Origin of the sequence: Anaerococcus tetradius, assembly GCF_947087635.1 — a bacterium.
In the GTDB taxonomy this organism is placed as follows: Bacteria; Bacillota; Clostridia; order Tissierellales; family Peptoniphilaceae; genus Anaerococcus; species Anaerococcus tetradius.
In genome coordinates, this window is record NZ_CAMUDP010000001.1 from 35,527 (window position 1) to 61,084 (window position 25,558).

Genomic DNA, 25,558 nt, shown 5'->3' on the forward strand with positions numbered 1-25,558 from the left:
TCACCTCACTTAAATAAAGAATCTGATATTTGCTTTTTAATATCGTCGATTTTGTATTTGATTAAGGAAGAAAATCTATTATCATATTCGACTTTGCCATCCCTAACTATGAAGCCTTCGTCAACACTTTCATCAATGATTGTAAAGTTTTCCATCTCCTTATAAGTAAAGATATCCTTAAAGCTCTCTTCTAGAAGAACTTCTCCCCTCTTGATTTGTGAGTTTTTGATTGTGTTTAGGACATATTTCTTATAGGAGTTTGCGTCCATTTTTTTAAGATGATATTCAAGTCTTTTTATGACATCGTCTATAACTTCATTTTTGCCAGAGATTATAATATCTCTTGCTTGTCTTTTAGCTGAAACTTTCTCATTGGAAAGAATTAGTTCTGCCTCTTTTTTTGCATCAGCTGTGATTTTTTCTGCTTCAGCTTTAGCCTTCTTGTTCATATCTTCTAGGATTGTCTTAGCTTCTGCTTTGGCAGCTTCTAATATTTGATTTTCTTCTTTGTTAGCCTTATCTTTTATGCTTTGTAATATTAAATCAAGATTATTCATAATCTTATCCTAATATTAAACGTTTAGTACTAGTAATAGGGATATAACGAATCCAAGGATAGCGTATAACTCAACCATTACAGCGTAAATTACACCCTTGATAAACTCATCTTCTTTTTTTGCTAGGATATTTACACCAGCTACAGCTACTCTACCTTGAGCTATTGCTGAGAAATAACCAACTATTCCTACTGGAAGTGCTGCCATTAATAAATATAGGCCCCTAGCTGTGTCTACATTTCCAGCTATGATTTGTTGGTAGATGAAAAATCCGATTACGAATCCATATAGACCTTGAGTACCTGGAAGAAGTTGCAAGATAAGTGCTTTACCAAACTTTTCTGGTTCTTCTACTGTTAGGGCAGCTGTTGCCTCACCTGTCATACCTGTTCCTCTTGCAGAACCCATTCCTGATAAGAATGTAGCAAGTGCTGCTCCTAGAACTGCAAATATCAAACCACCATTTTCAACTAAAAAATTACTCATTGTCTCCTCCTCTTAATACTTTGACAAATTTTGTATCTTCTATCATTTCACGGAACTTAACTCCGCCACCTTCATAAAATTTATTAAACATCTCTACATATATCAATCTTAGACCATGAACATAAGCTGATAGGTAGGATAGGAACATATTAAATAATTGGAATATTACAAAAATTATGATTCCTGCTACAAGTCCACCAAGACCAGCTCCTGCAACCAATTTTACAATTAAGTTTACAGAATAGGCTACGAAACTTCCTGAGAGAACTAGGGCCATAAGTCTTAGGAAGGATACAAAATCTCCTATCCAACTTGTTAGACCATAAACTTCATAAGCTCCTGAACCGATTCTTCCACCTATTGATTTGACAGCTCTTCCTGCAAACAAGAAGATGCCCACCATACCAATAATCATAATCCACTTAGCAAGAGGTGCTTTTGTAAGGGCAAGGCCCACAGCTCCACCAACTGCCATATACATAAAGCCTACATCGTAGAGAGCATCCATTGGCTTACCATCTCTTAGATACATGTAGCCCTTAACTCCTAGGGCAACGGCAAGTGAGATTGCACCGATTACCAAACTCATGACTATAAGCTCGTTTATATCTTTTGCTGTATCTATTAAGCCAAATGGCACTTGTATTATTCCACCAAAGACTGAACCGAAAATAGCCCCAAATACACAGGCAGAAATTGATATTCTTAGGAATAGTCTTAGGTTCTTTTCTGTGGATTCTGGGAATTTCTTTAGTTTAAGAGCAAGTAAGATTGCAATAGTTGCAAGAGCTCCATATCCTAAATCCCCTATCATGAAGCCTGTAAAGATTGTATAAAATATCGCTACAAGCCCGCTTGGGTCTAGTTCATTGTATTTTGGTAAGGAATATGTTTTGACTACTTCCTCATATGGGTCTACCAGCTTGTTATTCTTCAGTATAATTGGTACCAGGCTGTCATCTTTGTCAGCTTCTTTGATATCAAGTATGTAGGTATCACCCAAGACACTTTTGATGTCTTTTTTAAATCTTTCAGTATCTTTAACTGGAATGTAGCCTTCAATGACATTCATAAGCCCAGTTTCAAGGAAATATTCACTTGATTCTTCTTTTCTTCTACGGTTTAAGACATAAGCCTTATAGATATATAGGTCCTTTAAGTATTTCTTAAAATCTAAGATTTCTTTTTCGAGATTATCTATGATTTTTGTGTTTTCTTCAAGTTTAGTAGACAAATCGTCAATTTCATCTACAATCCTTGTACTTGAATTAATTTTAACCCTGCTAAATCCGAACTCTCTTAGAAGTTCTATTAGGTCTTCTTTTTCTTCATTGCTAGATATGGCTACTATATAGCTTGTTTTATCAGCCTCAGAAATCTTGTAGACTAAGGATTTTTCCAGGTTTTTCTCGACTATAGCTTTCTTTAGCTCGTCATAGAATTGATCTGAAATAGATCCACTTTCCACAAAGACCCTCTTAGAATTATAAAGTTCGTTGATGTCTACATCTATATCCTGCCATGGTTTAAGGCCATTAAGCTTGTTTGTCAATTCATTTTTATGACCTAGGGCTTTTTCTCTTTTTTCAATTAATGTTCTCATATTTGCATAGATTAAGTTGAAATCGAAGTTTTTGCCCCTGGATTTGACATCTTCTAAGCTCATCTCACTAAAACTTGTATCAAGGGGAAGATTTCTATCTTTCATATAGGAGTCGATTACAGAGATTACATAGTCAACTTTGTTTATATCTGAGTCGAGTTTTTGCAATTTTTCTGTATTTCTAACCTCGGAAAGATAAGTCTTATCCTCATCCCTTTCTAGGTCGTTAAAGTGAACATAATTAAAACCTTGGAGAATATTTAGTAGGTCATCCCTTTCAGATTTAAAAGCTAGCAAGTTAAACTTATTCATTTTAACTATTGCCATTTTCTATAATCCTTTCCCCCAAACTTTCTACGATACTATCAATTGTATCCCTGTTTTGATTCTTGATTTCTTCCCTCTTAGCTTCTGCTTCTTTGAGAATAGGCTCTTTTTCTTTTTTTGCAGTATCTTCTGCATCCTCAAGAATCTTCTTAGCTTTACTTTTGGCACTCGCAATAATACCCTTGTATTCTTCTTCGGCCTTAGCCTTAGCTTGCTCTATAATATCACGAGCTTTAATTTTCGCATTATCGACAGTTTCGGTTGCCTTATCTTCAGCTTCCTTAACTTTCAATAAAATATCGTCAGCCATCTTTCACCCCCTATTTGCCTTATTAAAATTATATCATAAAATACCTATATATGATATAATTAACCAACAAAGATGATTTTTAAACAACATTTTGAGGAAAAAATTATGATTAAGAAAATTAGCCTACTTTTTTTAGCTATTTTTTTGTTAGGATGTAAGGGGAATCAGCAAAAAAATTCTCCTAGCCAAGAAGAAAAAACAAATACAAATTATCCCTTCTGTCAGATTGATGGTGTAAAAGAAGATGATAGTCTTTATACTAGATCGAACTCCTTCAGCCTTCCTTCAGATATAAAAACAGATCAAGACAAGGCCTATTCTAAAGATGAACTAGCTAATCTAGACTATGACAAGGAAATTTTATTTTCTAATATCTATATAAGATTACCGAAAAGGTCAAAGATTTTTACAGACGGAAATAAATATTACATAGATTTTCCTTATAGCGAATCTTACAATATTTTTATAAGTTTTGATAAAATAAAAAATGATGAAATCTTAAAAAGCAAGGATATATTAAGGGCAGCCGAAATTTTTTCTAAAACCATAAACTATGAAGAAACTAGACTTTGTAAGCCAATTAGAAATAAAATGACTAATATAGACTCTGCCTACTTTGTTACTGATAAAAAAGATAGAAGGATTACCCATCTTTTGGTTGATAGTCCAAATGGAATAATCCATTTTGCAATCAACGAGAACAAAAAGCTTAGTGATAAGTCCAAGGATATTATGAGCGATTTACTAATCGCTATGTACAAAGAAGCGGACGATCCCCTAGAAATCGGCAAAGACTTTACGGACTATACGAAAGATATCAACGTCTTTGCTAGTAAGAAAATAGATTTGGATGATTTGAAAATAAGGATACCTGAAGATTTTAAGCTAAGCCAAGACAAAAACGGAATCAAAGCCTTCATCTCCAAGAAAAACGGAAATGTAATTTCAGAGATTATCATGAAATATGACAATAAGGATGAAATCAAACTTGAAGATGCCTATGATATTAACTCAGGTTCTATAATTTATCCAGCCAACATCGTAACAAGTGACCTTGCAAGTTTTGGTAGGATTAACAAGGTTTCCTTTATGAAGGGCAAGGCAAGGTTGTATATGCCTTCTTATAGCCTAAAAGGCGATAAAATCGTAATAGATACAGATAAGGGCTATCTAAGTCTTTTTGTCCTAGGCCCTATTAATGATAATAATCAAACCAATATTATGTCGACATCTATTATCAATTCTATAGAAAAATAAAAGGAAAAGCCTAATGAATTAAGTTTTCACTAGGCTTTCCCTTTATTAATCATCTAATTTTTTGAGGAATATATCACTGCTTGCTAGGGGTGATATTCTTATATTTTTATCTTCGATTTTTACAAGAACTGTGTTGTCAAAGTCATCGAAGCCTTCTATTAGAATTTTTTTGCTAATATTTATGCCCATTGATTCACAATATTTCAAAAGTTTCCTATCGTCGGCTATTCTTCTTATTATATAGCTATCGCCGACTGTGGCATCCTTTAATTTTATTAGCATCTCGTTTTTTTCTTCGTTATTTATATATATGCTAGAGCCGTGAGGACAGCAATCAGGATAACCCAAATATGCATTTAGCTTATTTAAGAGGTCATCTGTTGTAACTGACTGAAGATTGTTTGCTATTTCATGAATATCTGTCCAATTGTATTTTAGCTTTTCTTGGAGGAAATACTCCCAAAGCCTATGCTTGGAGATTATGAGTTTAGCAATCTTCATTCCTTGGTCGGTCAAAGCATTGCTTCTGCCATCTTCGATTAAGCCATCCTCCTTGAGTTTTTTTAGCATTTCTGTTACTGAAGGGGGCGATAGATTTAAGCTCTCGCTTATTTGTTTGTTTGTTATTTTTTTCTTATCTCGCATCAATTTGAAAATTGTTACTAGATATTCTTCCCTCTGGGGGTTAATTAGTGGCTTTTCCATAATTCATCCTCTTTACTTTGCTTAGATTAATATACTTCTTGATTAGTAGAAGGACAAAATATAAAAGGAGATTGAAGAAGGATACCATTCCTGATATGGATACATTAAGCCTCATAGCCAAAAAGAAGGCAAGGCTTGGACTAATGATTGATATTAGCGCTGATAAGAAGAGAGCTTTAAGGAGAGAATCACTTAAAAGCAAAGCGCAAGCTGCAGGTCCTATGAAGCAAGAAATAACAAGTATTGCCCCCAAACTATTAAAGGAGATTACCGCTGTTAGGGAGGTAAGGGCCATCAGCATATAAAATATTAGCCCAGTAGGTATGCCTACTAGCTTGGCAAAATCCGGATCAAAGGTCGATATTTTTAGGCCTTTATAGAAAAGACCTATAAATAGTATTACCAAAAATAAGATGGATATAGCTTCAACTAGGCTCTTAGCTATTGGAAAGCCAAGTATATTTATCTTTACTATTGACGAAAACAAGAGTTCTCCTAAGAGTACTACATCTGTATCAAGGTGAACATTTCTAAAATACCTACTTATGAGTATGACTGCCAATGAGAATAGGAAGGGAAAAACCATGCCTATGGCGTCATCATATTTAGATAGTTTTTTCTTGCCTATGGTTTCAATCATAAAAACAGTAAATATCCCCATAAGGCTTGCACCTATGATTAGAAAAGGAGAACTTAAATCATGGGTGATAAAAAATCCTAGAACTATTCCCAAAAGTACAGTATGGCTTATGGCATCAGTAAGCATAGAAAGCTTCCTTAGAATTAGAAATACCCCTAAGAGAGAACAGGATAAAGCTGTAGTGATTAATATTAATAGTGTTTCAAACATTAGCCCTCCTTATTTTCCTTTCCTAATAGCATATACGAATGATACAAAGCCTATAAGACTTGCAGCAATTATTATTGATGGCCCTGTAGAGAATCCCTTGTAAGCTGTCGATATAAAGGTTCCAACGAAGGCAGCAAGCAAGGCAAATATAGAAGAGATAGCTAAGAGTCCTTCATAGCTTCTAGCAAACTTGCTTGCACTTACAGTTGGTATTATCAAAAATGATGAAATAAGTATTACTCCAACAGCCTTAATACCCACACCAATTACTAGAATTGTCATAAAGAGTATCAAATAATCTAGAAGCTTGGTATTTACTCCAATCATCATAGAGAAGTTCTTATCAAAGATATAAGCCTTAAAATCTTCAAAGAAAAGAAGAAATATACAAAGGCAAATCAACAAGGCTATAAAGATGACTTTCACATCAGCTTCCATCAGATAGGCAGCTTGCCCAAAAATATAATTGTTTAGACCGGCTTGGCTAGTCTTTTGATAAGAAGGGTTAGCTTGAATGTATGATTTCAAGACAAGACCAAGACCGAACAAACCTGAAAGGCTTATTGCCATATTAGCATCTGCACCAATTTTTGAATTTTTGTTGGCGAAATTCACCAAATAAAAGCAAATTCCTGCCGCAAACATAGCTCCAAACAAGAGAAAGAGTGGATTCCTCTCTTTTATTAAAATGAAGGCTAGGACTATTCCAAAAAAACTAGAATGGCCCATAGCATCGCCTATGAGGGATTGATTTTTATAAACATTTATGCTTCCAACAAGGGCTGCAACGATGGCGAGCAGGCTCGTTCCCATCAGTACAACTCTGAAAGAATAAGACATCAAAACATCCATACTATCCCCTAAAGCCTTGTTCAATATATCTACATACGCTGTCGGTATGGATAGGACCATGGAACTTAACATTTCTATTTAGAACGACTATATCGTCAAAATATTTTGTTAGTGAATAAATATTGTGGTGAACACATACGATAGTCTTTCCATTTTCTTTCAATCTATCAAATTCACTAGCGATTATATCTTCTGTCTTGATATCGACACCTGTAAGAGGCTCATCTAATATATAAAGCTCAGCGTCTTGAGCGAGTGCTCTGGCAAGAAAGACCCTCTGCTTTTGACCTCCAGATAAATAAGCTATTTGCCTATCTTTGAAATCAAGCATGCCGATTTGCTCAAGGGCTTTGATAGCAAGCTCTTTGTCTTCATTGCTATATTTTTTAAAGAGCTTGCCCTTTTTGTACCTTCCCATTAAAACCACGTCCATAACACTTATTGGGAAATTCCAATTAACTGAATCTTTTTGTGGAACATATGCAATATCAGTCTTAGCTAGTTCGATATCTTTTCCTAAAACTTTAATCTCTCCCTTATCCTTTTTTGCAAAGCCTATTACTGCCTTTATGAGGGTAGATTTACCTGCACCATTGGCTCCAACTATGGCTGTCTTAGTATTCGCTTTTATTTGTAAATTAATATCTTCCAAGACCTTATTTTCTCCATAGGATAGGTCAAGATTCTTTATATCAATTGCATAGGCCATATCTACTCCTACTTTAGGTTTTCTACCATCAAATCAACATTGTGCTTATACATATCAATGTAATTATCGCAAAGCTCGCCCTTCTTAGCGAGGGAGTCAGAAAATAGTTCTTGACCATCTCCACTTACAACCTTTACATCAAAACCATTTGCCTTTACAACTTCTCTTAACTTTTCCATTCTCTCTGGATTTGTTGTTGACTCGGCAAAAATAGCCTTTATTTTCTTTTCAGCTATAAATTTAGCTGTATCCTCAAGGTCCTTATTAGAAACTTCAGAATCGGTACTTACTCCCTGTGGAGCCATTACTTGCATCCCATAAGCTCTTGAGAAATAATTAAAGGCATCATGAGGAGTTATTAGGTATCTTGATTCAGGATTAATTTCTGCAATTCTCTTTTTGATATAAGAATCAAGATCATCTAATTTAGCTAGGTAGGCTTTCTCATTTTCCTTAATCTTAGCTACAGTTTCTGGATCATCCTTTAGAAGCTCTTGAAGCTTGGCTGATGTATTTGAGAAAGCTTGCTTATAAAGGGAAATATCAAACCAAAAGTGTGGGTCGATAACCTCTGTACCACCCTCATCCATCTTGCCGATTTTTGATTCATCAAAATTTTGAGTGATTGGATAACCTACTGCCTCGAGTGCTTCAACCATCTTGCCTTCAAAATGAAGTCCGTGGTACAAAACAAGGTCGGCCTCTTTAAGTTTGGTCAAATCTTCTGGCTTTGCAACATAAAGATGTGGATCTTCTCCTGCTGGAATAATCATCTCTACATTGACCTTATCGCCAACAAGTTCATTAACCATATCAGCTATGAAGGATGTAGTAACTGTAACAGTCTTTTTTGAATCATCCTTAGCTGTTTGTGTAACTTCTTTTTTTGTATCATTAGCTTCTTTGTTCGTATCAGGACTGCTAGCTCCCTTACAAGAAACGAGGGCTAGTGATAGAGCAAGAAGCATGAAAATTTTTTTCATTTCTTATCCTCCTAAAGTTTTATAAGTTTATTATATCACATCGATTTTGCTCGTCAAATTATTTTTTTAGGTTAACCTAATATATTGCCTCTAGCTAAGAAACTTCTTTATGATATAATTAATAGAAATGGAGGTAATAATGAGCATTAGAATCTTGCACGTCTTTGGCACTCTCAATCGTGGAGGCGCTGAGACTCTAGTTATGAACATTTACAGAAATATAGACAGAGAGAAAATCCAGTTTGACTTCGTAGTCCATCACAAGGAGGAAGGTGCCTACGAAGAAGAAGTAAGAAAGCTTGGCGGAAAAATTTTTAGGATTCCCAACTACAAGGGGACAAACCACTTTGCTTACAAGAAAGCTTGGGACGATTTGCTTAAAAGTCATCCCGAATATAGGATAGTCCACTGCCATAAGGAATCCATAGTAGCCCTTGTGATGGATGCTTGTAAGAAAAATAAGCGTATTGGCCTTGCCCACAGCCACAACACACAAAATATACCAGGTTTTAAGGGCAAAATTATGGATATGCTAAACAAAAATGTCGATAATAAGGCAAGCTACAGATTTGCTTGCTCAAAGGATGCTGGTGAGTGGATGTTTGGCCCAGGCTCTGATTTTAAAGTCCTAAACAATGGTATCGAGCTTGAAAAATTTGCTTTCAATCCAGAAGTTAGAGAGAAAATAAGAAAAAAGCTAAATTTCGGGGATAAAAAAGTCTTAGGCCACATAGCTAGATTTAATAAGCAGAAAAACCACAGCTTTCTCATAGATATTTTCAATGACTTACTTAAAGAAGATAATTCCTACCTCCTAGTAATGGCAGGTCTTGGAGAGTTAAAGGCTGATATAGAAAAAAAGGTAAAGGATTTGGGCATAGAGGAAAATGTAAGATTTTTGGGTTCTATTGGCTATGTAAACGAACTCTTGCAGGCCATAGATATCTTCATCCTCCCTTCTCTTTATGAAGGTCTTGCAGTATCAACAATAGAAGCTCAGGCAGCAGGCCTTAAGTGCCTTCTAGCTGATACAATTGATAAAAATTCAAAGATAACCGACCTTGTTGAATTTATTCCAATTGATGAGGGGACAGGTCCATGGCTTAGAGCTATCCTAGCTACTGGAGCTTATGAAAGAAAGGATACCAGAAAAGAAATCAAAGAAGCAGGCTTTGATATAAAAGAAACTGCAAATTGGCTTTCTAATTTTTATTTACATCTGTAGTTTACTGAGAATATATGGATTATTTTGAAATAATTTATATATTCTCTTTTTCTTTATCATAAAAAAACTTTATTTCCGCATTGTAATTTATAATTATAGGAATAAAATAATAAATAAACATATTTGGAGGAAATTATGATAGATTATTTGAAGGCATTTGAAGCATTCCTCTGGGGTCTACCGCTGATAGTAGGCATCTTGGGATGTGGTATGTACATAACTATAAAAACCAGAGCTATACAATTTAGAAAACTCTCCTATTCCTTAAAAAATACCCTAGGAAGAGTTTTCGAGAAAGATCCTTTCCACAAAAAAGGTGATATTTCATCCTTCCAAGCTCTCGCGACTGCCCTTGCTGGTACTGTCGGAACTGGAAACATAGTAGGTGTTTCTCTAGCAATCCTCATAGGAGGTCCTGGAGCAATTTTTTGGATGTGGCTTGCTGCGATTTTCGGTATGGCAACTAAGTTTGCTGAAGTAAGTCTTGCTGTTGCCTTCAGAGAAAAAAAAGGAGACCGTTTTGTGGGTGGGCCTATGTATTATATCAAAAATGGTCTTGGAAATGAGAAGCTCGCCAAGTCCTTCGCAATTTTTGCAGGTCTTGCTGTATTTGGTATAGGAAATTCTACCCAATCCAACGCCATAGCAGGAGTCCTAAAGCAAAACCTCAATATAAATCCCTTAATAACTGGTATTGTTTTAAGCATAATCTGTGCTGTAGTAGTTGTAGGAGGCATAAATTCTATAAGCAAGGTTACAGAAAAGTTAGTCCCTTTTATGTCCATCCTCTACATAGTTGGTTGCTTGAGTATTCTTTTTATTAATAGGACTCATATCCTTCCAGCAATTTCTTCTATTTTTGTTGGAGCCTTTAGACCAAGCTCTCTTGGTGGTGGACTGGTGGGCCTTTCTATAAGACAAGTAATAAGTGCGGGAATTGCTCGTGGAGTCTTTACCAACGAGGCAGGCCTTGGCTCATCACCTATAGCCCACGCTTCGGCTAAAACAGATCACCCCATCCGCCAAGGTATCTGGGGAATCGCAGAGGTTTTTGTCGATACAATTATAATTTGTTCAATGACAGCCCTAGTTATTCTTACAACAGGGGCTAACACAAAGACTAATGTCGATGCAAGTACTCTTGTATCAGAAGCCTTCGCCAGTGGTTCAAGCTTTGGCCCTATTATAGTAACCATAGGTCTTAGCCTCTTTGCCTTATCAACCATACTCGGTTGGGCTTATTATGGAGAAGTCAGCCTTGATTTTATCTTTGGCAGAAAAATAATTATCCCTTATAGGATAGTTTATGTTATTTTTGTATTCTTGGGTGCAAACATAGACCTAGGTCTTGTTTGGACTATAGCGAATATCTTAAATGGTCTAATGGCCCTACCAAACCTGATAGCTCTTATAGGCCTAAGCCCTATACTTGTTAAGCTTATAAAGGACTTCTTTCAAGATCCAGAAAGGATAAGAAAGTCCAGCAAAGAATATGAGGCTTGCTTAAAATAAAAAATCGCCGACTTAAGCTTAGCTTAAGTCGGCTTTATTTTATAGGTCGTCTTCTATGATTGATGATTTAGAGTAGGCTGTTACCTTGGCTTCGAAGAAGTCAGTTTTTACTCCGTTTGGATCTGAGTATTCGTCAACCCATTTCATAGATTCTGGAATTTCATCGAATCCTTCATAGAGAGCTTCAAGACCTAGGCCCTTGGCCCTAAGATTGCCTAAATATTTTATATAATCTTCTATCATCTTTTCGTTAAGACCTGCTATTTCATTGCCTATGGCGTATTTACCCCAGGCTATTTCTTGTTCTACACCCTCTTTTAGCATATTCCTATAATAATTTTGAAGCTCTGGTACAAAGAGGTCTTCTCTTTCTTTTTTAAGGTCGTTTATCAGAGACCTAAAGAGCCAAAGGTGGGTGTTTTCGTCCCTGTTGATGTATCTTATCTCTTGGACAGTTCCTGGCATTTTGCCGTTTCTCCCTAGATTGTAGAAGAAGGAGAAGCCTGAATAGAAATAGATTCCTTCTAGAATATAGTTGGCCACAAGGACTTTCATGAATCTAAATTCATCATCATTTTCCAAAAATTCATTGTATTGCTCTCCTATAAATTCATTTCTCTTTAGGAGGTGTTCATCTTCCTTCCATAGGTAAAGGATCCTTGTTCTTTCTTCAGGCGAACAAATTGTATCTAAGATATAGGAATAAGATTGAGAATGGATTGATTCTTGGTAGGTTTGAATTGATAGGCAAAGATTAATCTCGTTTGCTGTGATGTAGGTTTGTAGGTTTGGTAGGTTGGCTGTTTGGATTGAATCAAGATAGGTTAGGAAGGAAAGAATCCTGTCGTAAGCCTTTTTCTCGTATTGGTCAAGCTTTCTATAATCCTTGATATCTTGGTTTAGGTTAATCTCCTCCGGTATCCAGAAATTATTCATTGCTTGCCTATACCAATCACTTGTCCATGTATATTTTAAGTTGTTGAAATCATTTAAGTTGGTAGTATTTCCTTGGATGATTTTTCTCTTGCCAAGGTCTATATCTCCATCCTCATTGAAGATACCACGTTTAGCGACTTCTCTTTTTTTACTTTCTTCCATTTTTTACTCCTTATAAAATATATTGTACGCTAGATACTATTATTGAAAGGATAACACTTGCTACAACAAGACTTCCTGGGTGGCTAGCAATATTAGCACCGTCTACAAATTTGAATGCCAGATACAAGACAAAAGCATTTATCACTAGGTTAAACAAGCCCAAAGTTAAGAAACTTATAGGGAATGATAAAAACTTTAGAACAGGTGTGACAATTTTCTGTAATATAGTTAATACCACTGCCGTTAGAACTAGGGCAGATGGTTTATCAAATGAAATATGTGAAATAAAATTGCTCATAAGCCATAAGGCTAGGGCATTTGCTACAAATAGAACCATAAAATCTCCTTTTTTTCTTTTGATATTATTATATTAGAATAAAAAATAAGGGCAAGATTGAAAGTTTTTGATATAATAAAACAAAAAGGAGTCGGCATGATTTTTATAAGTGGAATATTGTATTTATTGGCTTTAATAGTTGGTTTTTTTATAGAAATCCCTAGGGGCCTGCTAGTATTTTTTATGCTTTTATTTACATTTGCTATCTTTAGGGAAAGAGGATTGGTTCATCTTTCTAAGAAGTCTAAGATAAATATGATTATAGCCCTTCTTATTTCGATTTTCCTAATCCTTATTTTATCTATCATCCAAGAAAAACTCGGTATAAAATCCTTTAGCTTTATAAATGATAAATATAAATTCAATAGGATTTACTTGGGGCTTGGATATTTTGTGATAAATTTCATCTTAGATGGCCTATCTGCCCTTAAAGAAAAATAAAAGACCTCTATGAAATAGGCACAAAGTTAGTTTTAGCCTAGCTTTGGGCCCTTTCCAATGGTCTTTTCTTTTTCTTATTTATTTTTAAATTTCACAATATTTCATTAACTGCGAAATACTACTAACTACTTTTTTTGTTTTCTAACTTGCACAGGAATCACATTCCTCCACTTCCTGACTCTTTCCCCTCACATAATAAATAGACTTAACTCCACTTTCCCAGGCACTTATATAGATGTTTAGTAGCTGCCTCATGGAATATTCTGTGGTGATGTAAATATTTACTGATTGGGCTTGATCGATGTGTCTTTGTCTTATGCCTGCCATTCTCATAGATATATTTTGGTCTATGTCGTGGGCATTTTCGTAAAGCCAGAAGGTCTTTGTGGTAAGTCCTGGAGCAACCCTTGGAACAATTGCACCCTTTTTTTCTTCTAGGAAGTAACGACTCATGATTGGGTCTACTCCTGCAGATGTACCAGATATAATCGAAGTTGATCCTGTTGGGGCTATGGCCATTAGGTAACCATTTCTTAGACCATGTCGCTTAATTTCGCCTCTTAATTCTTCCCATCTTTGGCTCTTATAGTCTCTTAGGTCGAAGTAGGCTCCGCTTTCCCAATCGCTTCCTTCAAAGCAAGAATAGGCTCCTTTTTCCTTAGCGATTTCTAAAGATTCTTTGATAGCATAATAGTTTATATCTTCATAAACCCTATCTACAAATTCTCCGTGAGCTTGTTCATTTTGCCAGCTAATGTCGTTTTTAACAAGCATATGATGATAACCGCTTGTGCCAAGGCCTATGGCCCTATATTTTTTGTTGGTTACCTTAGCATATGGAGTTGGATAGTAGTTTAGGTCAATTACATTATCAAGGGCCCTTACTACAGTTCTTACAGTTTCTTCAAGCTCTGAGGCGTCATTTACATCGACTTTTCCTAGGGTTAGACTTGCTAGGTTACACTCGACAAAATCTCCAGGTCTTGTCTTATTTACTATAATTGTATCTCCATTCTCGTCTATAATTTCAGTTGAAACTGACTCTGATGGGCTCATATTTTGGGCAATTTCTGTACAAAGATTTGATGAGTAAATCATACCCATGTGCTTGTTTGGATTTAATCTATTTACAGCATCTCTATTAAAGATAAAAGGAGTGCCTGTTTCAGTCCAAGACTTAATCAAAAGCCTTACCATATCTTTTACAGACATAGTTCTTCTTGATATATCCTTATCTTCTACAAGTTTTTTGTAAAAGTCCTCGAATTCTTCTCCATAGGTATCTTCTATGGCCTTGCCGTATTTTTTCTCGACTTCATGAGGGTCAAACATGTGCCAATCTGCATTTATATCATCACGGGTTAGTCTCCAGAATAGATCTGGCACGCATACTCCAGGAAAGACGTCATGAGCCTTCATCCTGTCATCTCCGTTGTTTGTCCTTAGCCCCAAAAATTCTGGCATATCTTTATGCCAAATATCAAGATAAACTGCAACTGCCCCTTGTCTTACTCCAAGTTGATCTACTGCAACAGCTGTGTCGTTAGCAAGTCTTATCCATCGGATGACTCCACCTGCAACTCCCTCAAAGCCACGAATATCTGAGCCATTAGCCCTTACTTTTCCAAAATAAAGGCCCATACCACCCCCATGCTTAGAAACTTCTGCAAAGTTGGTAATGGATCTATAAATTCCCTTTAAGGTGTCTGGAACTGTATCTATGAAGCAAGAGGATAGTTGGTTGAAAGGCTTTCTCGCATTAGTCATAGTTGGTGTAGCCATGGTTGCTTTGAGGGTTGATAGGATATCATAGAGTCTTTTCGCAAAAGATATCTTATCTTTCTCAGGAATGGCAAGGTGCATGGCTATTCCCATAAACATCTCTTGAACCTTTTCAATTAAATCTCCTTGATGGTTGGTAATTAGATATCTCTTTTTGACCAAGTCTAGACCAGAGTAGGTGAAAATATCATCCCTAGTAAAGTCCATATAGCTTTCTAGCTCGTCTATCTCATCTTTGCTGTAATTTTCTAGGATATACTTGCCATAGAGTCCATTTTCCGTAAGAAAAGCTATCTTAGCTTTAAAGTCAAAAAGTTCGTATCTCTCCTCACTTTTTTCTATCTCAAGATTTATTTGATACATCAAAAATCTAGCTGCAATAATTTCCCAATCAGGAGCTTCCTTGCTAGTAAGCTCGCTTGCAGCCCTAGTTATAGCCTTTAGCATGTCTTCTTCTGTCATATTAGCTTTAAGGAAGGATTCGAACTTAAAAAGAAGGGATTCTATAGGATATCTTTGATTATCAAACTCTGTTTGAATCCTTGTTATAATGGCTAGAACCTCTTTATCACTTATATACTTGGAAAAATCTCCTATAATTTTCCTGTCCATATTGTGTTTGGCACGATAGAGGATAAAAGATTTAACTTCCCTATAATAGTTTTCGTCAATTAGGGTAAGTTCCACCAAGTCTTGAATTTCTTCGACACTCACTATATGATCTTTTGGATATTTTTCTCTTATAGTTTCTTCTATCCTCTTGGACATTTTTTCCAAATCATCCTTGCTTATAATACTGTCAACCGAATTAAAGGCTTTGGCTATTGCCTTTTCTATCTTAACTCTTTCGAAGCTAGCCCTAGTTCCATCTCTTTTAATTATCTCCATAAGCTCTCCTTGCTATTAGTTATATATAAATCTATACTAGATATAGTGCTTTTTTATCTCAATCGCTTATTATCATACCATATCTTGTGGTTTTTTAAAACAAGAAAAAACAGCAAGAACTAGCGATTCTTATAAATTCTTGCTGTTTATATTTATTTTTTTATCAAATTTTATTTTATTTTTCGTACAAATGTCTAAACAAATCTTCCTTAACTACTGTTGTATCAAGAAGGATGTCAAATAAGCTTTGTTTTTTAGGACTAATTCCTACAATTATATAAATAAGCTTAAATTTGTTTTGGACATATCTACCGCAAATTTCTCTTAGGACTACTTGTGAAAAGCTAAGTTTATCCGAGCTAAGAGATATTACCCTAAGACCTAAAAGCATCTTGCCTAGGGTTCTTCCCCCTGTAAAAAAGGTCATCAAAGAAAAATAGGCAAGGGTTAGAAGGGTCTTTAGAATTTCTTCGATAGTAAAGGAAAATACCGAAGCCTTAATATCAAAAGGGACAAAGACCTTTAGGATATTAAACAAAGCATAGACTACCATCATGTCTATCAAAAAAGCCACTAGTCTTAAAAAGAATCCAGCATAAGAGTAAGGATAATCTCTTTCCCTAAAATCATCCATTGCTCTCACTTCCTTTAGCTCAGTCATGGTAAGCTCCATACAAATACATTGGACCTATATTATTTTCCTTCATAAGCTTCTCAAGAACGGCTAGGTCTGAATAACTCTTTCTTAGGTCCCTGGCCTTGGAGAATAAAGAAGAAAGCGAGCCCATTACATTATCATTTCTTATAACCATAGGATCATCTAACTTATTATCACTAATCATATCGCTAATAGCTGAATCAATATCACCTATCTTATCAACTAAACCTAGGGATAGGGCTTGGCTGCCATCATAGACCCTACCATCTGCGATTTTTCTAACTTCTTTTTCAGAAAGTCCCCTGCCTTCTACAACTATCTTTACAAATCTATCAAAGGCAGAATTAACGAGTCCTTGGAAGTATTCCTTCTCTTCCTTGTTCATATCTCTACCCTGGCTTCCAGCATCTTTCATCTTGCCAGTTGTGATATTTTGTTCCTTTATTCCGTATTTGTCAAAAAGACCTTGGAGGGAATAAGATTGAATGATTACACCAATTGAACCTGTCCATGTTTCATTTGAAGCATAAATCCTATTAGTTGGAGCAGATATATAATATCCACCGCTTGCTGCCATCTGTCCCATTACAGTGTAAACTGGTTTTTTAGCCTTCTTTAGGGCCTTGATTGCGTTAGCTATACGCTCTGAGGCATAGACTGATCCTCCTGGAGAGTTTACATTTAAGATTACTCCCTTAACCAAAGGATCATCTTTGGCATCCTTTAGTTCACTTACTACAAAGTCATTTGCATCATCTGCTTTAATGACCCCATCGACATCTACCACTTTTATTTTTTCTTTAGGGTTGCTACCTTGGATTACTTCTTCTGTATAATCAGAAAAATCTGTAAGGCTTTTTAGGTACTTACCCCTTAAACTTTCCTTGGCTTCATTTTCTTTATCTTTGGCAAAGCCCGACATAACGAGGACTAGCAAAGTTATAGCCAAGGCTATCAATTTCTTAACGTTAATTTTCATAAATTCTCCTTAGTTTTCCTATTAACATTCTAACACAAAGCTTATAATCTGTTAAGTAAGATATTAATTGCTTTTTTCTTTTAAATTAAGTACAATATTAATGCATTACAAGTATCGTTAACACTAGATACATGTTTATGTATAGCTCCTCTTGGAGCTATTTACATATATCAGGGCTATCACAAGGCCCTTTTTCTTTTGTCATTTCATAAACAAGTTTTGTAACAGCACTATCTAGTAACTCTTCTATGGAAGCTTTTTCTTTTGTTACTATATAAGTCCTGCAACAATCAAAGGGGATTAATATCCTTGTGGCTTTAGCCTTTCCTATAGCTCTTGAAATTTTTTTGCTGATTTCTCCGTGGAGGGAGTCGCTTATGACTATGCCTGTTGTTCCCATTATAAAGTCTGCATCTTTAGTATTTACAACAATTGCATTTTCTCCGGTCGCTATTACATCCGCCCCTGCTTTTTTCATGGCCTTGCTTGAAAAATAGTTTGTTCCAAGTCCATAGACAAGAGCTTCTATATTATTCTTTTTAATTTTACTTATTAGGCTGGCACCTATTGATCCACCTTGACCATCTATCACTACAATTTTCATACATGTCTCCTTATCATTATATTTTATCATAATTTCAACACCTTGACCTAGTTTTTTTTATGTGTTAATATAAGACTGCCAGTATGAAGCTGGCTTTTAGCTAAAACTAAAATACAACCATGAGGGTCTAGGTAATCCTATGCCCTTTTTTGTTTTGAAGTAAGGAAGAATATGGAAAATTTTAATTCACAAAAAGAAAAGTTAGATAAGATAATCAAAGACTTATTAGAAGATAAGTTTGTCCTAGCCTTCTCTGGAGGAGTAGATTCAAGCCTCATCTTAAAGCTTGCGAGTGATTTTAGAAAGAAAAGAAACGACATTGTAGCTATTATGTATAATACTAATACTACACCAGATGGCGACTTAGAAAATGCTCAAAACTTAGCTGATGAGATGGATGTAGAGCTAAGGATTGTTAATATAGATGTTTTTGATAATGATCACATCAAAAATAACAGTATAGATAGGTGCTATCACTGCAAGAGCTTTCTATTTGAACAAGCCTTTAAGCTTAGAGATGAGCTGGGTTATAAGCATGTAGTAGATGGGTCGAACCTAGATGATTACAAGGTTTTTAGACCTGGTGTTAGGGCCCTTAATGATAAGGGAGTAATAAGCCCACTAAAAGACGCTGGCTTTAGTAAAAAAATGGTTAGAGCCTATGCCAAGGAGTTAGGCTTAGAAGTTTACAAGAGACCATCCGCTCCTTGCCTTGCGACGAGATTTCCCTATAACCAACTAATAGATACACAAAAGTTCGATTCTATCAATAAGGCTGAAGCCTTCCTTAAAAGTTTGGGACTTAAAAATGTTCGTGTTAGAGTCTATGGGGATAATAGCAGGATTGAAGTAGATAAGGATGATTTTGATGTAGTTTTCAAAAATACAAGTGAGATTGTAAAGACCCTAAAAAAGCTCGGTTTTAAATATGTAAATTTAGATTTGGAAGGTTATAGGTCAGGGTCAATGGATGAAGTAATAAAAAAGGAAGATAAGCTAAAGCTTAATCCATGGTTAGATTATGAATGATAAAGAATTTTTAGAAAATATCAAAAATGGAAAAATGTCCATAGATGAAGGACTAGCCTACCTAAAGGATTTTAATTTCAAGGATATAGATATAGCAAAATTAGATTTCCAAAGAAAAAATAGGAGGGGCTTTCCTGAAACTATCTTCTGCCAAGGCAAGGAGGACTTCGCCTTAGTCGAAATATTTAAAGCCTTCGCCCAAAGAAATGAATCGGTAATTGGCACTAGGGCAAGCAAAGACCAATACAACTTAGTAAAGAAAGCCTTGCCTGATGCTAAGTATAATCCAACAGCTAGGATAATCTCCCTAGAATACGAAAACAGAGAGAAAATCGGCAATATAGCAGTATGCACTGGAGGAACAGCTGACTTATTCGTCGCAGAAGAAGCTGCCCTCACAGCAGAATTTTTCGGAGCCAAGGTTAACAGATACTATGATATTGGCGTATCTGGCATCCACAGGATGTTAAGTAAAATTGATGAGATAAAAAAAGCTAATGTAATAATAGCCATAGCTGGCATGGAAGGAGCCCTTGCTACTGTCCTTGCAGGTCTAGTCGATAAACCAATCATAGCAGTTCCTACCTCAGTAGGTTACGGAGCAAGCTTTAAGGGCATATCAGCTCTTTTAACTATGCTATCAACCTGTGCCGAAGGAATTTCTGTAGTAAATATCGACAATGGCTACGGAGCAGCCTATGCTAGCTGTCAAATAAATAAACTAATAGAGGAGGAGTAAATGGATTTATATTTTGAAATGTATTCAGGAATAGCTGGAGACATGACTATAGGAGCTCTTTTAGACCTAGGAGCCTCCAAGGAAAAATTAATCAAGGCTATTGAATCTCTTAATATAAAAGGCTACGAGCTAGTCTTTGATAGAGTTAATAAGAAGGGAATCTGTGCCTATAACTTTGATGTAATCCTAGAAGATGAACTTTCAAAAGATCATGATCATAATCATGAATGTGACTTGGACCACGACCACCATCACGGCCATCATCATGACCATGATCATTGCCACCACCATCTTCACAGAAATATTTCCGATATCGAAAAAATCATCTCATCTTCAGACCTTCTTAGCGATAGGGTCAAGAAAGATGCCCTAGGAATTTTCAATATCATAGCAGAAGCTGAAGCCAAGGCTCATGGAATTGACAAAAAAGAAGTTCACTTCCACGAAGTTGGAGCAATCGACTCTATAATAGATGTTCTTGGAGTTTGTGTGCTCCTTGAAGACTTGGGGGTTGATAATATTTACTTCTCCAAGCTCTTCGAGGGCTGTGGCATGCAAAAATGTGCCCATGGCTATATGCCAATACCAGTTCCTGCTGTTGTTAATATCCTTGAGGGTTCTGATATCAGCATAAATATTGTAGATGACTATGGAGAGCACGTCACTCCAACTGGTGCAGCAATCGTAAGATATTTTTCTAAAGGTGAAAGCCTTTCTGAATTTACAATAAAGAAAATCGGTCTGGGTGCTGGCAATAAGGATTTTGAAAAATCCGCCAACATCCTAAGGGTAATGGAGATAGAAAATCCTAAAAAAAAAGCTTAATTCTGGCGGAAACTAACCTTGATGATGTAAGTGGCGAAGTTTTAGGCTATGTGATGGGTGAAGCTATGAAAATCGCTAGAGATTGCTTTTATACACCAATCTATATGAAAAAAAACAGGCCCGCTTACAAACTTTCCATCCTTTGCGATAAGGAAAATATAGAAAAAGTTGAAGACCTTATATTTTCAAACACGACCTCAATTGGTATTAGAAAAATTGAAGTAGAAAGATCTACTCTTGAAAGAGAGATTATTAAGATAGACCATGAAGGTCTAGAAATTTCCTACAAAAAAGTTTTTCACAAGGATAAGACTTATGTTTATCCTGAATATGAATCTGCCCTTAGTTTGGCAAAGACAAAAAAATTATCGATAAAAGAAGCATTTGAAAAAATGAAGATGATTTATGGAGAATATTATGAAAAAATTTAATTTAAGAAATTTAAGCCTAATAGCAATATTAGCTCTTATGCTAAGTGCTTGTGGCTCTAATAATCAAAAGTCAGAAAAAACTGACAAGGAAGAAACAAAAGTAGAAGAAAATGTAAAAGATGACAGCAAAAAAGAATCTTCTGAAAAGAAAGACGACAAGAAGACTGAAGGAAAAATCGTAATAGAAGATGTCCTAGGTAGAAAAGTTGAGCTAGATAAGCCTCTTGATAAGGTAATTATCCAAGGCTCTGGTTCTGGTGGACCTTTCATGCAAATGATGTATCTAGACAAGGATAATTTCTACAAGAAAATCGCAGCCATGGATGATGGCCTAAGAAAAAATAGAAATGACTTGTATCAAAGATTAGTAAAGCAAATTCCAGAGCTTGATAAGATTAAAAGAGTTTCTAATTTTACAGACAACGACTTTTCAGTAGAAGAGCTCCTATCTATCGATGCAGATGGTATCATTGCTCCTGTTTCTTACAAGGCTCAACTAGATTCTATCCAAGATAAGTTAAATCTTCCAGTTATCTATGTAGACTATCACAGCCAAGATTTAGACAAGCACCTAAAGTCAACTGAGATAATATCAAAGGCTACAGGTCTTGACAAAAATTTCGACAAACTATATTCCTTCTATAAGGAAAAAAGAGAACACGTTGCAAACACTCTAAAGGAAGCAAAAGATAAACCAAATGTATTTCTTGAATGTGGCCAAGATGGAGAAGTAAAATTCGGCAACTCTTATGGAAACAACACTATGTGGGGTAAGATTGTAAATGATTGTGGTGGTCACAACCTAGCAGGTGATGCCCTAGAGGCCAAACAAGCAAGCCCACTTTCAGAAGAATTTGTCCTAAGCAAGGACCCAGATATAATTGTAGTTACTGGATCTCAATGGGTTGACAAACCTGATGCAGTAAGAATGGGCTTTGACGTCAACAAAAAAGAAGTTGAAGAAAAAATCGCCAAATACAACACAAGAGACGGTTGGTCAAACCTTAAAGCTATGAAAAACAAAGAATTTTTCGTAATAGGTCACAATGTTGCTCGTGATATGTCAGACTTTTACTCTTATGAAGCCCTAGCTAAAGCCTTCCACCCAGATCTTTTCAAAGATATCGATCCTGACAAGGATATGGAAGAGTTCTATCAAAACTTTATGCCTATAAAGTACGAAGGCTGTTGGTTTGCTAAATATGAGTAAAAATAAGAAAATTTTTATCCTTACCCTAATCACCCTAGCCATTTCATTAATTGATTTGTTCATAGGTGTTGGCAACTTAGCCCCAAAAGATCTCCTAAGTCTAAGCGATTTACAAAGGACCATCCTTTTTAAGATAAGGATGCCAGAGATGACTACAGCCTTAATCCTCGGTATGATCTTGGGCCTTGCTGGTGCTTGTATGCAAACTATCCTAGACAATCCCCTAGCAAGTCCCTTCACCCTAGGTGTTTCTTCTGCGGCAGGCTTTGGTGCATCATTTTTCCTAATACTCGGTTTTTCGATAAACTTTATATCCCTTGGAGCGATTGGTTTCGCCATCTTGGCTATACTCTTTGTCTATATCATATCTAGGAAAAGTTTCGCCCACACCAGTTCCATGATTCTTGCAGGAATAGCAGTCAAATTCTTCTTTGACTCCCTAACAAGTCTTATGCAATATGTATCAACAGATGAAACTCTATCATCCATAGTCTTTTGGCTATTCGGTTCGGTATCAAATACCAAACCTAGTCAGATTATAATCCTATTAATATCCTTCCTAATAGCCTTTGTGATTATAATTAGGGATAGCCACAAGCTAACTACCCTTCGCTTCGGTGAAGATAGGGCAAAAAGCCTAGGAGTTGACGTAAAGGGCCTAAAGATTAAAACCTTCATGCTCGTATCCATCCTTTCATCAATAGGAGTTAGTTTTGCTGGTGTAATAGGTTTTATTGGCGTTATAGCCCCTCATATATCAAGAAAAATCTTAGGAGAAGACCAAAGATACTACATACTTGGATCAACCCTTACAGGTGCAAGTCTTTTAGTATTTTCATCAGCCCTCTCAAAGATTATAAAACCAGGGGCAATCCTTCCAATAGGAATAATCGCCTCACTAGTAGGCCTACCACTAATCTTTATATTCTTCTTTGGAGGTAAAAATGATTAAGGCAAAAAATCTCTCTATCTCTTATGATAGAAATATAATAGATGATATATCCTTTAGCCTAGAAGCAGGCAAGGTAAATATATTGATGGGAAGAAATGGATCAGGCAAATCTACAATCCTAAATGCAATAAGTGGAATAAAATCCTACCAAGGAGAAATTGAAACTGACGGTAAGGTATCCTATCTAAACCAAAATATAAACTCAAAAATCAAATTTACAGTTTTTGAGACTATCTTGTTAGGCAAGGTAGCAAATCTTTCCCTAAGAATAACCGAAGAAGACAGAAAAGATGTAGAAGAGATCCTAGACCTACTAAATATTAGAGAATATAGGGATAAATACATCAACAGGCTATCAGGAGGAGAAGTCCAAAAAGTCTTTATAGGCCAAGCCCTAGTAGCAAAGCCTAAGATTCTCCTCTTGGACGAGCCAGTAAGTGCCCTAGACCTCAAAAATCAATATGAGATAATGAGAATAATAAAAGATTTGACCTATAAACTCAAACTTACAAGTCTAATAAGTCTCCACCAAATAGCCTTGATAGAAAAATTCGCCGACAATATCATCCTAATAAATAACAAAAAAATCTACAGACAAGGTTCATCAAAAGAAGTAATGGACGAGAAGATGTTTATGGATATATTCGGCATGGAAACTGATATCCGAGATTTTGATGGTAATAGACACATATATTTCAAATAGAAAAACAGAAGAAAATAACCCGAGCCTCAACAAAGAGAATTCGGGTTATTCTTCTGTTTTTTTACACTTTTTAAATATTTAGAAATTTATTATAGTACCTGTTTATTAATTCGCCCAAATTTTTTCAGTTAAATTTTCTCTCCTAAATATACCCACTTCACTAACTATTTTTATATGAGCTTATTTAAAGATCTTAGCTATTTACTTAGATTAGAAGCATAGCAAAGATATGGGCTGCAAAGCCAGCGAAAAGACCGCCTATGGTATGGGAAAGGATCGCTGAGCTTGTCATTTCTTTTGTCTTTAGGGCATCCATCATAGCTATATGGGTTGATAGATAGCCTGACCAACACATGCACATTGCTGTAAATACTGCTATGTCATTACCTGTTACTGTTGATGAGTTTATGAATTCTTTTACTACACCAAGGGCTGCCCCAGCAGATCCCAAGGCTGTGATAGGTACTGCTATGAATGATTCGTTAGAAAATCCAAAGATAGGGCTTAGAATAAAGGAGAGTTTTTCTCCAAGCCAAGGAAGAAAGGCCACCCCTTGGTTTAGTTCTCCAGTGTAGCCTGTTGGTGGTGCTGAGTTAGTTAAAAGCATTACAACTGTACAAATTGTAATTACTCCAGGAATTATAGCAACTCCCATATCTACTCCCCTCTTACCACCATAGAGGATTGCTTCTATGGCACGGGATCCGGCAGAGCCTGACCTAATTATCCTATGACCTTCTGGAACGCTTACGACCTTGTCTACTTCGACCATATCTTCTGTTCCATAGAATTTTTTTGTAAATCTAAGCATTAGTCTTACAGAAACTATAGAGCCTACTATAGCTCCTAGATTTCCTATTAAAGCTGCCTTGACAGCTCCCTGTATAGGAAGGGCAAACATTGTTGTAGTTACTATAAGGCCCATTCCAAAAGATGTTCCCAGGTTACAAAGGGCTGGCATTTGGAATTTTTTAAAATATTTTTTGAAGTTATCTTCATCAGCAAGGGTTAGGATAGCTGGATTATCTGAAAGATAACAGTTAAGAATCCCCAAGGATGAAGCTCCTGGTAAATTATAGATAGGTTTCATCACCTTGGATAAGAGAATGTCTACTAGGGCAATAAAGCCAAATTCAGAAAATAGGCTAGATAAGGCACCCGCCACAACGGATATACCCATTATGTAAAAGCAGGTATCCATCAAGAGTTTGTAGGCTGTGTTCATTACGGTTGATAGCATATTTGTAGGACCCATAATAGATCCAATCCAGCCAAAACTACCAAAAAATATCAATATAAATATAAAGTTTTCAAGGCTAATATTTTTCTTGTATCCATTATTCATATACGCTCCTGTATTTTAACCAACTAGTGGCTTATTTTTGTTTAGTCAAAAAGCTCTGCCTTAAATTATTGCAATTTACTTAAAGCTTTTCTTAGATTGTAATTAATTATAAGCTTAGATCTGCTTATTAAATCTTAGATAAATTTTATCTTTTCCAAGAA

General features: G+C 35.8%; 27 protein-coding genes. 11 read left to right on the forward strand and 16 right to left on the reverse strand.

Annotation, left to right across the window (positions count from 1 at the left end):
• Positions 1–5: 5 nt before the first annotated feature.
• The 4 genes from P6936_RS00175 to P6936_RS00190 are packed head-to-tail and all read right to left on the reverse strand — an operon-like array spanning position 6 to position 3,283.
• Positions 6–557: a V-type ATP synthase subunit E gene (locus P6936_RS00175; RefSeq protein WP_004836610.1), complete on the reverse strand. Its 552-nt coding sequence runs from the start codon at positions 555–557 to the stop codon at positions 6–8.
• 15 nt (positions 558–572) lie between these two features.
• Positions 573–1,043, reverse strand: coding sequence for a V-type ATP synthase subunit K (locus P6936_RS00180; RefSeq protein ID WP_004836609.1), 471 nt, complete (start codon positions 1,041–1,043; stop codon positions 573–575).
• Positions 1,036–2,973, reverse strand: a complete 1,938-nt coding sequence (locus P6936_RS00185; protein ID WP_004836608.1) for a V-type ATP synthase subunit I — start codon at positions 2,971–2,973, stop codon at positions 1,036–1,038. Before P6936_RS00185 ends, P6936_RS00180 begins: the two co-directional genes overlap by 8 nt.
• On the reverse strand, positions 2,960–3,283 hold the full coding sequence (locus P6936_RS00190) for a hypothetical protein (RefSeq protein WP_004836607.1): 324 nt from the start codon (positions 3,281–3,283) through the stop codon (positions 2,960–2,962). Before P6936_RS00190 ends, P6936_RS00185 begins: the two co-directional genes overlap by 14 nt.
• 105 nt (positions 3,284–3,388) lie before the next feature.
• On the opposite strand from P6936_RS00190, the gene P6936_RS00195 reads away from it, so the two are divergent.
• Entirely contained in the window at positions 3,389–4,540 is a 1,152-nt protein-coding gene (locus P6936_RS00195) for a hypothetical protein (protein ID WP_155811726.1), read from the forward strand.
• Positions 4,541–4,585: 45 nt separating this feature from the next.
• On the opposite strand, the gene P6936_RS00200 is transcribed toward P6936_RS00195, so the two are convergent.
• The 5 genes from P6936_RS00200 to P6936_RS00220 are packed head-to-tail and all read right to left on the reverse strand — an operon-like array spanning position 4,586 to position 8,639.
• Positions 4,586–5,245 (reverse strand): metal-dependent transcriptional regulator, encoded by a 660-nt coding sequence (locus tag P6936_RS00200; RefSeq protein WP_004836605.1) that lies wholly within the window; start codon positions 5,243–5,245, stop codon positions 4,586–4,588.
• Positions 5,226–6,095, reverse strand: a complete 870-nt coding sequence (locus P6936_RS00205) for a metal ABC transporter permease (RefSeq protein ID WP_081445717.1) — start codon at positions 6,093–6,095, stop codon at positions 5,226–5,228. The genes P6936_RS00200 and P6936_RS00205 overlap by 20 nt, the downstream gene beginning before the upstream one ends.
• Positions 6,096–6,104: 9 nt before the next feature.
• Positions 6,105–6,947, reverse strand: coding sequence for a metal ABC transporter permease (locus P6936_RS00210; protein ID WP_004836603.1), 843 nt, complete (start codon positions 6,945–6,947; stop codon positions 6,105–6,107).
• 1 nt (position 6,948) lies between these two features.
• Positions 6,949–7,656 (reverse strand): metal ABC transporter ATP-binding protein, encoded by a 708-nt coding sequence (locus tag P6936_RS00215; protein WP_004836602.1) that lies wholly within the window; start codon positions 7,654–7,656, stop codon positions 6,949–6,951.
• An 8-nt stretch (positions 7,657–7,664) separates the two neighbouring features.
• A complete protein-coding gene (locus P6936_RS00220; RefSeq protein WP_004836601.1) occupies positions 7,665–8,639 on the reverse strand; it encodes a metal ABC transporter solute-binding protein, Zn/Mn family in 975 nt (324 codons plus the stop codon).
• 139 nt (positions 8,640–8,778) lie between these two features.
• On the opposite strand from P6936_RS00220, the gene P6936_RS00225 reads away from it, so the two are divergent.
• Together P6936_RS00225 and P6936_RS00230 are read left to right on the forward strand one after the other, a co-directional pair.
• On the forward strand, positions 8,779–9,864 hold the full coding sequence (locus P6936_RS00225; protein WP_040349382.1) for a glycosyltransferase family 1 protein: 1,086 nt from the start codon (positions 8,779–8,781) through the stop codon (positions 9,862–9,864).
• Between the two features lie 135 nt (positions 9,865–9,999).
• On the forward strand, positions 10,000–11,376 hold the full coding sequence (locus P6936_RS00230; protein ID WP_004836599.1) for an alanine/glycine:cation symporter family protein: 1,377 nt from the start codon (positions 10,000–10,002) through the stop codon (positions 11,374–11,376).
• A gap of 39 nt (positions 11,377–11,415) precedes the next feature.
• Here P6936_RS00230 and P6936_RS00235 read toward each other — a convergent pair whose 3' ends face one another.
• Positions 11,416–12,474: a ribonucleotide-diphosphate reductase subunit beta gene (locus tag P6936_RS00235; RefSeq protein WP_004836598.1), complete on the reverse strand. Its 1,059-nt coding sequence runs from the start codon at positions 12,472–12,474 to the stop codon at positions 11,416–11,418.
• Between the two features lie 10 nt (positions 12,475–12,484).
• Complete coding sequence (locus P6936_RS00240; protein ID WP_276880527.1) at positions 12,485–12,811, reverse strand: phage holin family protein; 327 nt, start codon at positions 12,809–12,811, stop codon at positions 12,485–12,487.
• Between the two features lie 96 nt (positions 12,812–12,907).
• Between P6936_RS00240 and P6936_RS00245 the strand changes: the two genes are divergently transcribed.
• A complete protein-coding gene (locus P6936_RS00245; protein WP_155811725.1) occupies positions 12,908–13,252 on the forward strand; it encodes a hypothetical protein in 345 nt (114 codons plus the stop codon).
• Positions 13,253–13,393: 141 nt separating this feature from the next.
• On the opposite strand, the gene P6936_RS00250 is transcribed toward P6936_RS00245, so the two are convergent.
• The 4 genes from P6936_RS00250 to P6936_RS00265 all read right to left on the reverse strand — a co-directional run bounded on the left by P6936_RS00250 (position 13,394) and on the right by P6936_RS00265 (position 18,163).
• Positions 13,394–15,922, reverse strand: a complete 2,529-nt coding sequence (locus P6936_RS00250) for a ribonucleoside-diphosphate reductase subunit alpha (RefSeq protein WP_276880528.1) — start codon at positions 15,920–15,922, stop codon at positions 13,394–13,396.
• Between the two features lie 175 nt (positions 15,923–16,097).
• Positions 16,098–16,583, reverse strand: a complete 486-nt coding sequence (locus P6936_RS00255) for an RDD family protein (RefSeq protein ID WP_004836594.1) — start codon at positions 16,581–16,583, stop codon at positions 16,098–16,100.
• A complete protein-coding gene (sppA, locus tag P6936_RS00260; RefSeq protein ID WP_276862460.1) occupies positions 16,576–17,559 on the reverse strand; it encodes a signal peptide peptidase SppA in 984 nt (327 codons plus the stop codon). The genes P6936_RS00255 and sppA overlap by 8 nt, the downstream gene beginning before the upstream one ends.
• Before the next feature lie 157 nt (positions 17,560–17,716).
• Complete coding sequence (locus tag P6936_RS00265; protein WP_040349381.1) at positions 17,717–18,163, reverse strand: DUF3842 family protein; 447 nt, start codon at positions 18,161–18,163, stop codon at positions 17,717–17,719.
• Between the two features lie 171 nt (positions 18,164–18,334).
• Here P6936_RS00265 and larE point away from each other — a divergent pair, with 171 nt between their 5' ends.
• From larE to P6936_RS00300, 7 genes are read left to right on the forward strand one after another with little or no spacing between them, the layout of a single operon-like run.
• Positions 18,335–19,192, forward strand: coding sequence for an ATP-dependent sacrificial sulfur transferase LarE (larE, locus tag P6936_RS00270; protein WP_004836591.1), 858 nt, complete (start codon positions 18,335–18,337; stop codon positions 19,190–19,192).
• Positions 19,185–19,931: a nickel pincer cofactor biosynthesis protein LarB gene (larB, locus tag P6936_RS00275; protein WP_060928904.1), complete on the forward strand. Its 747-nt coding sequence runs from the start codon at positions 19,185–19,187 to the stop codon at positions 19,929–19,931. The genes larE and larB overlap by 8 nt, the downstream gene beginning before the upstream one ends.
• Complete coding sequence (locus P6936_RS00280; protein WP_276862098.1) at positions 19,932–20,756, forward strand: LarC family nickel insertion protein; 825 nt, start codon at positions 19,932–19,934, stop codon at positions 20,754–20,756.
• A 53-nt stretch (positions 20,757–20,809) separates the two neighbouring features.
• Positions 20,810–21,187 (forward strand): nickel insertion protein, encoded by a 378-nt coding sequence (gene larC, locus P6936_RS00285; RefSeq protein ID WP_004836588.1) that lies wholly within the window; start codon positions 20,810–20,812, stop codon positions 21,185–21,187.
• On the forward strand, positions 21,174–22,397 hold the full coding sequence (locus tag P6936_RS00290; protein WP_276880529.1) for an ABC transporter substrate-binding protein: 1,224 nt from the start codon (positions 21,174–21,176) through the stop codon (positions 22,395–22,397). The genes larC and P6936_RS00290 overlap by 14 nt, the downstream gene beginning before the upstream one ends.
• Positions 22,390–23,349, forward strand: coding sequence for a FecCD family ABC transporter permease (locus tag P6936_RS00295; protein ID WP_276880530.1), 960 nt, complete (start codon positions 22,390–22,392; stop codon positions 23,347–23,349). The genes P6936_RS00290 and P6936_RS00295 overlap by 8 nt, the downstream gene beginning before the upstream one ends.
• Positions 23,342–24,052: an ABC transporter ATP-binding protein gene (locus tag P6936_RS00300; RefSeq protein ID WP_276880531.1), complete on the forward strand. Its 711-nt coding sequence runs from the start codon at positions 23,342–23,344 to the stop codon at positions 24,050–24,052. The genes P6936_RS00295 and P6936_RS00300 overlap by 8 nt, the downstream gene beginning before the upstream one ends.
• A gap of 205 nt (positions 24,053–24,257) precedes the next feature.
• Here P6936_RS00300 and P6936_RS00305 read toward each other — a convergent pair whose 3' ends face one another.
• Positions 24,258–25,397 carry a CD0519/CD1768 family membrane protein gene (locus tag P6936_RS00305; RefSeq protein WP_004836584.1) on the reverse strand — a complete coding sequence of 380 codons (1,140 nt, stop codon included), beginning with the start codon at positions 25,395–25,397 and terminating at the stop codon, positions 24,258–24,260.
• Positions 25,398–25,558 lie beyond the last annotated feature (161 nt).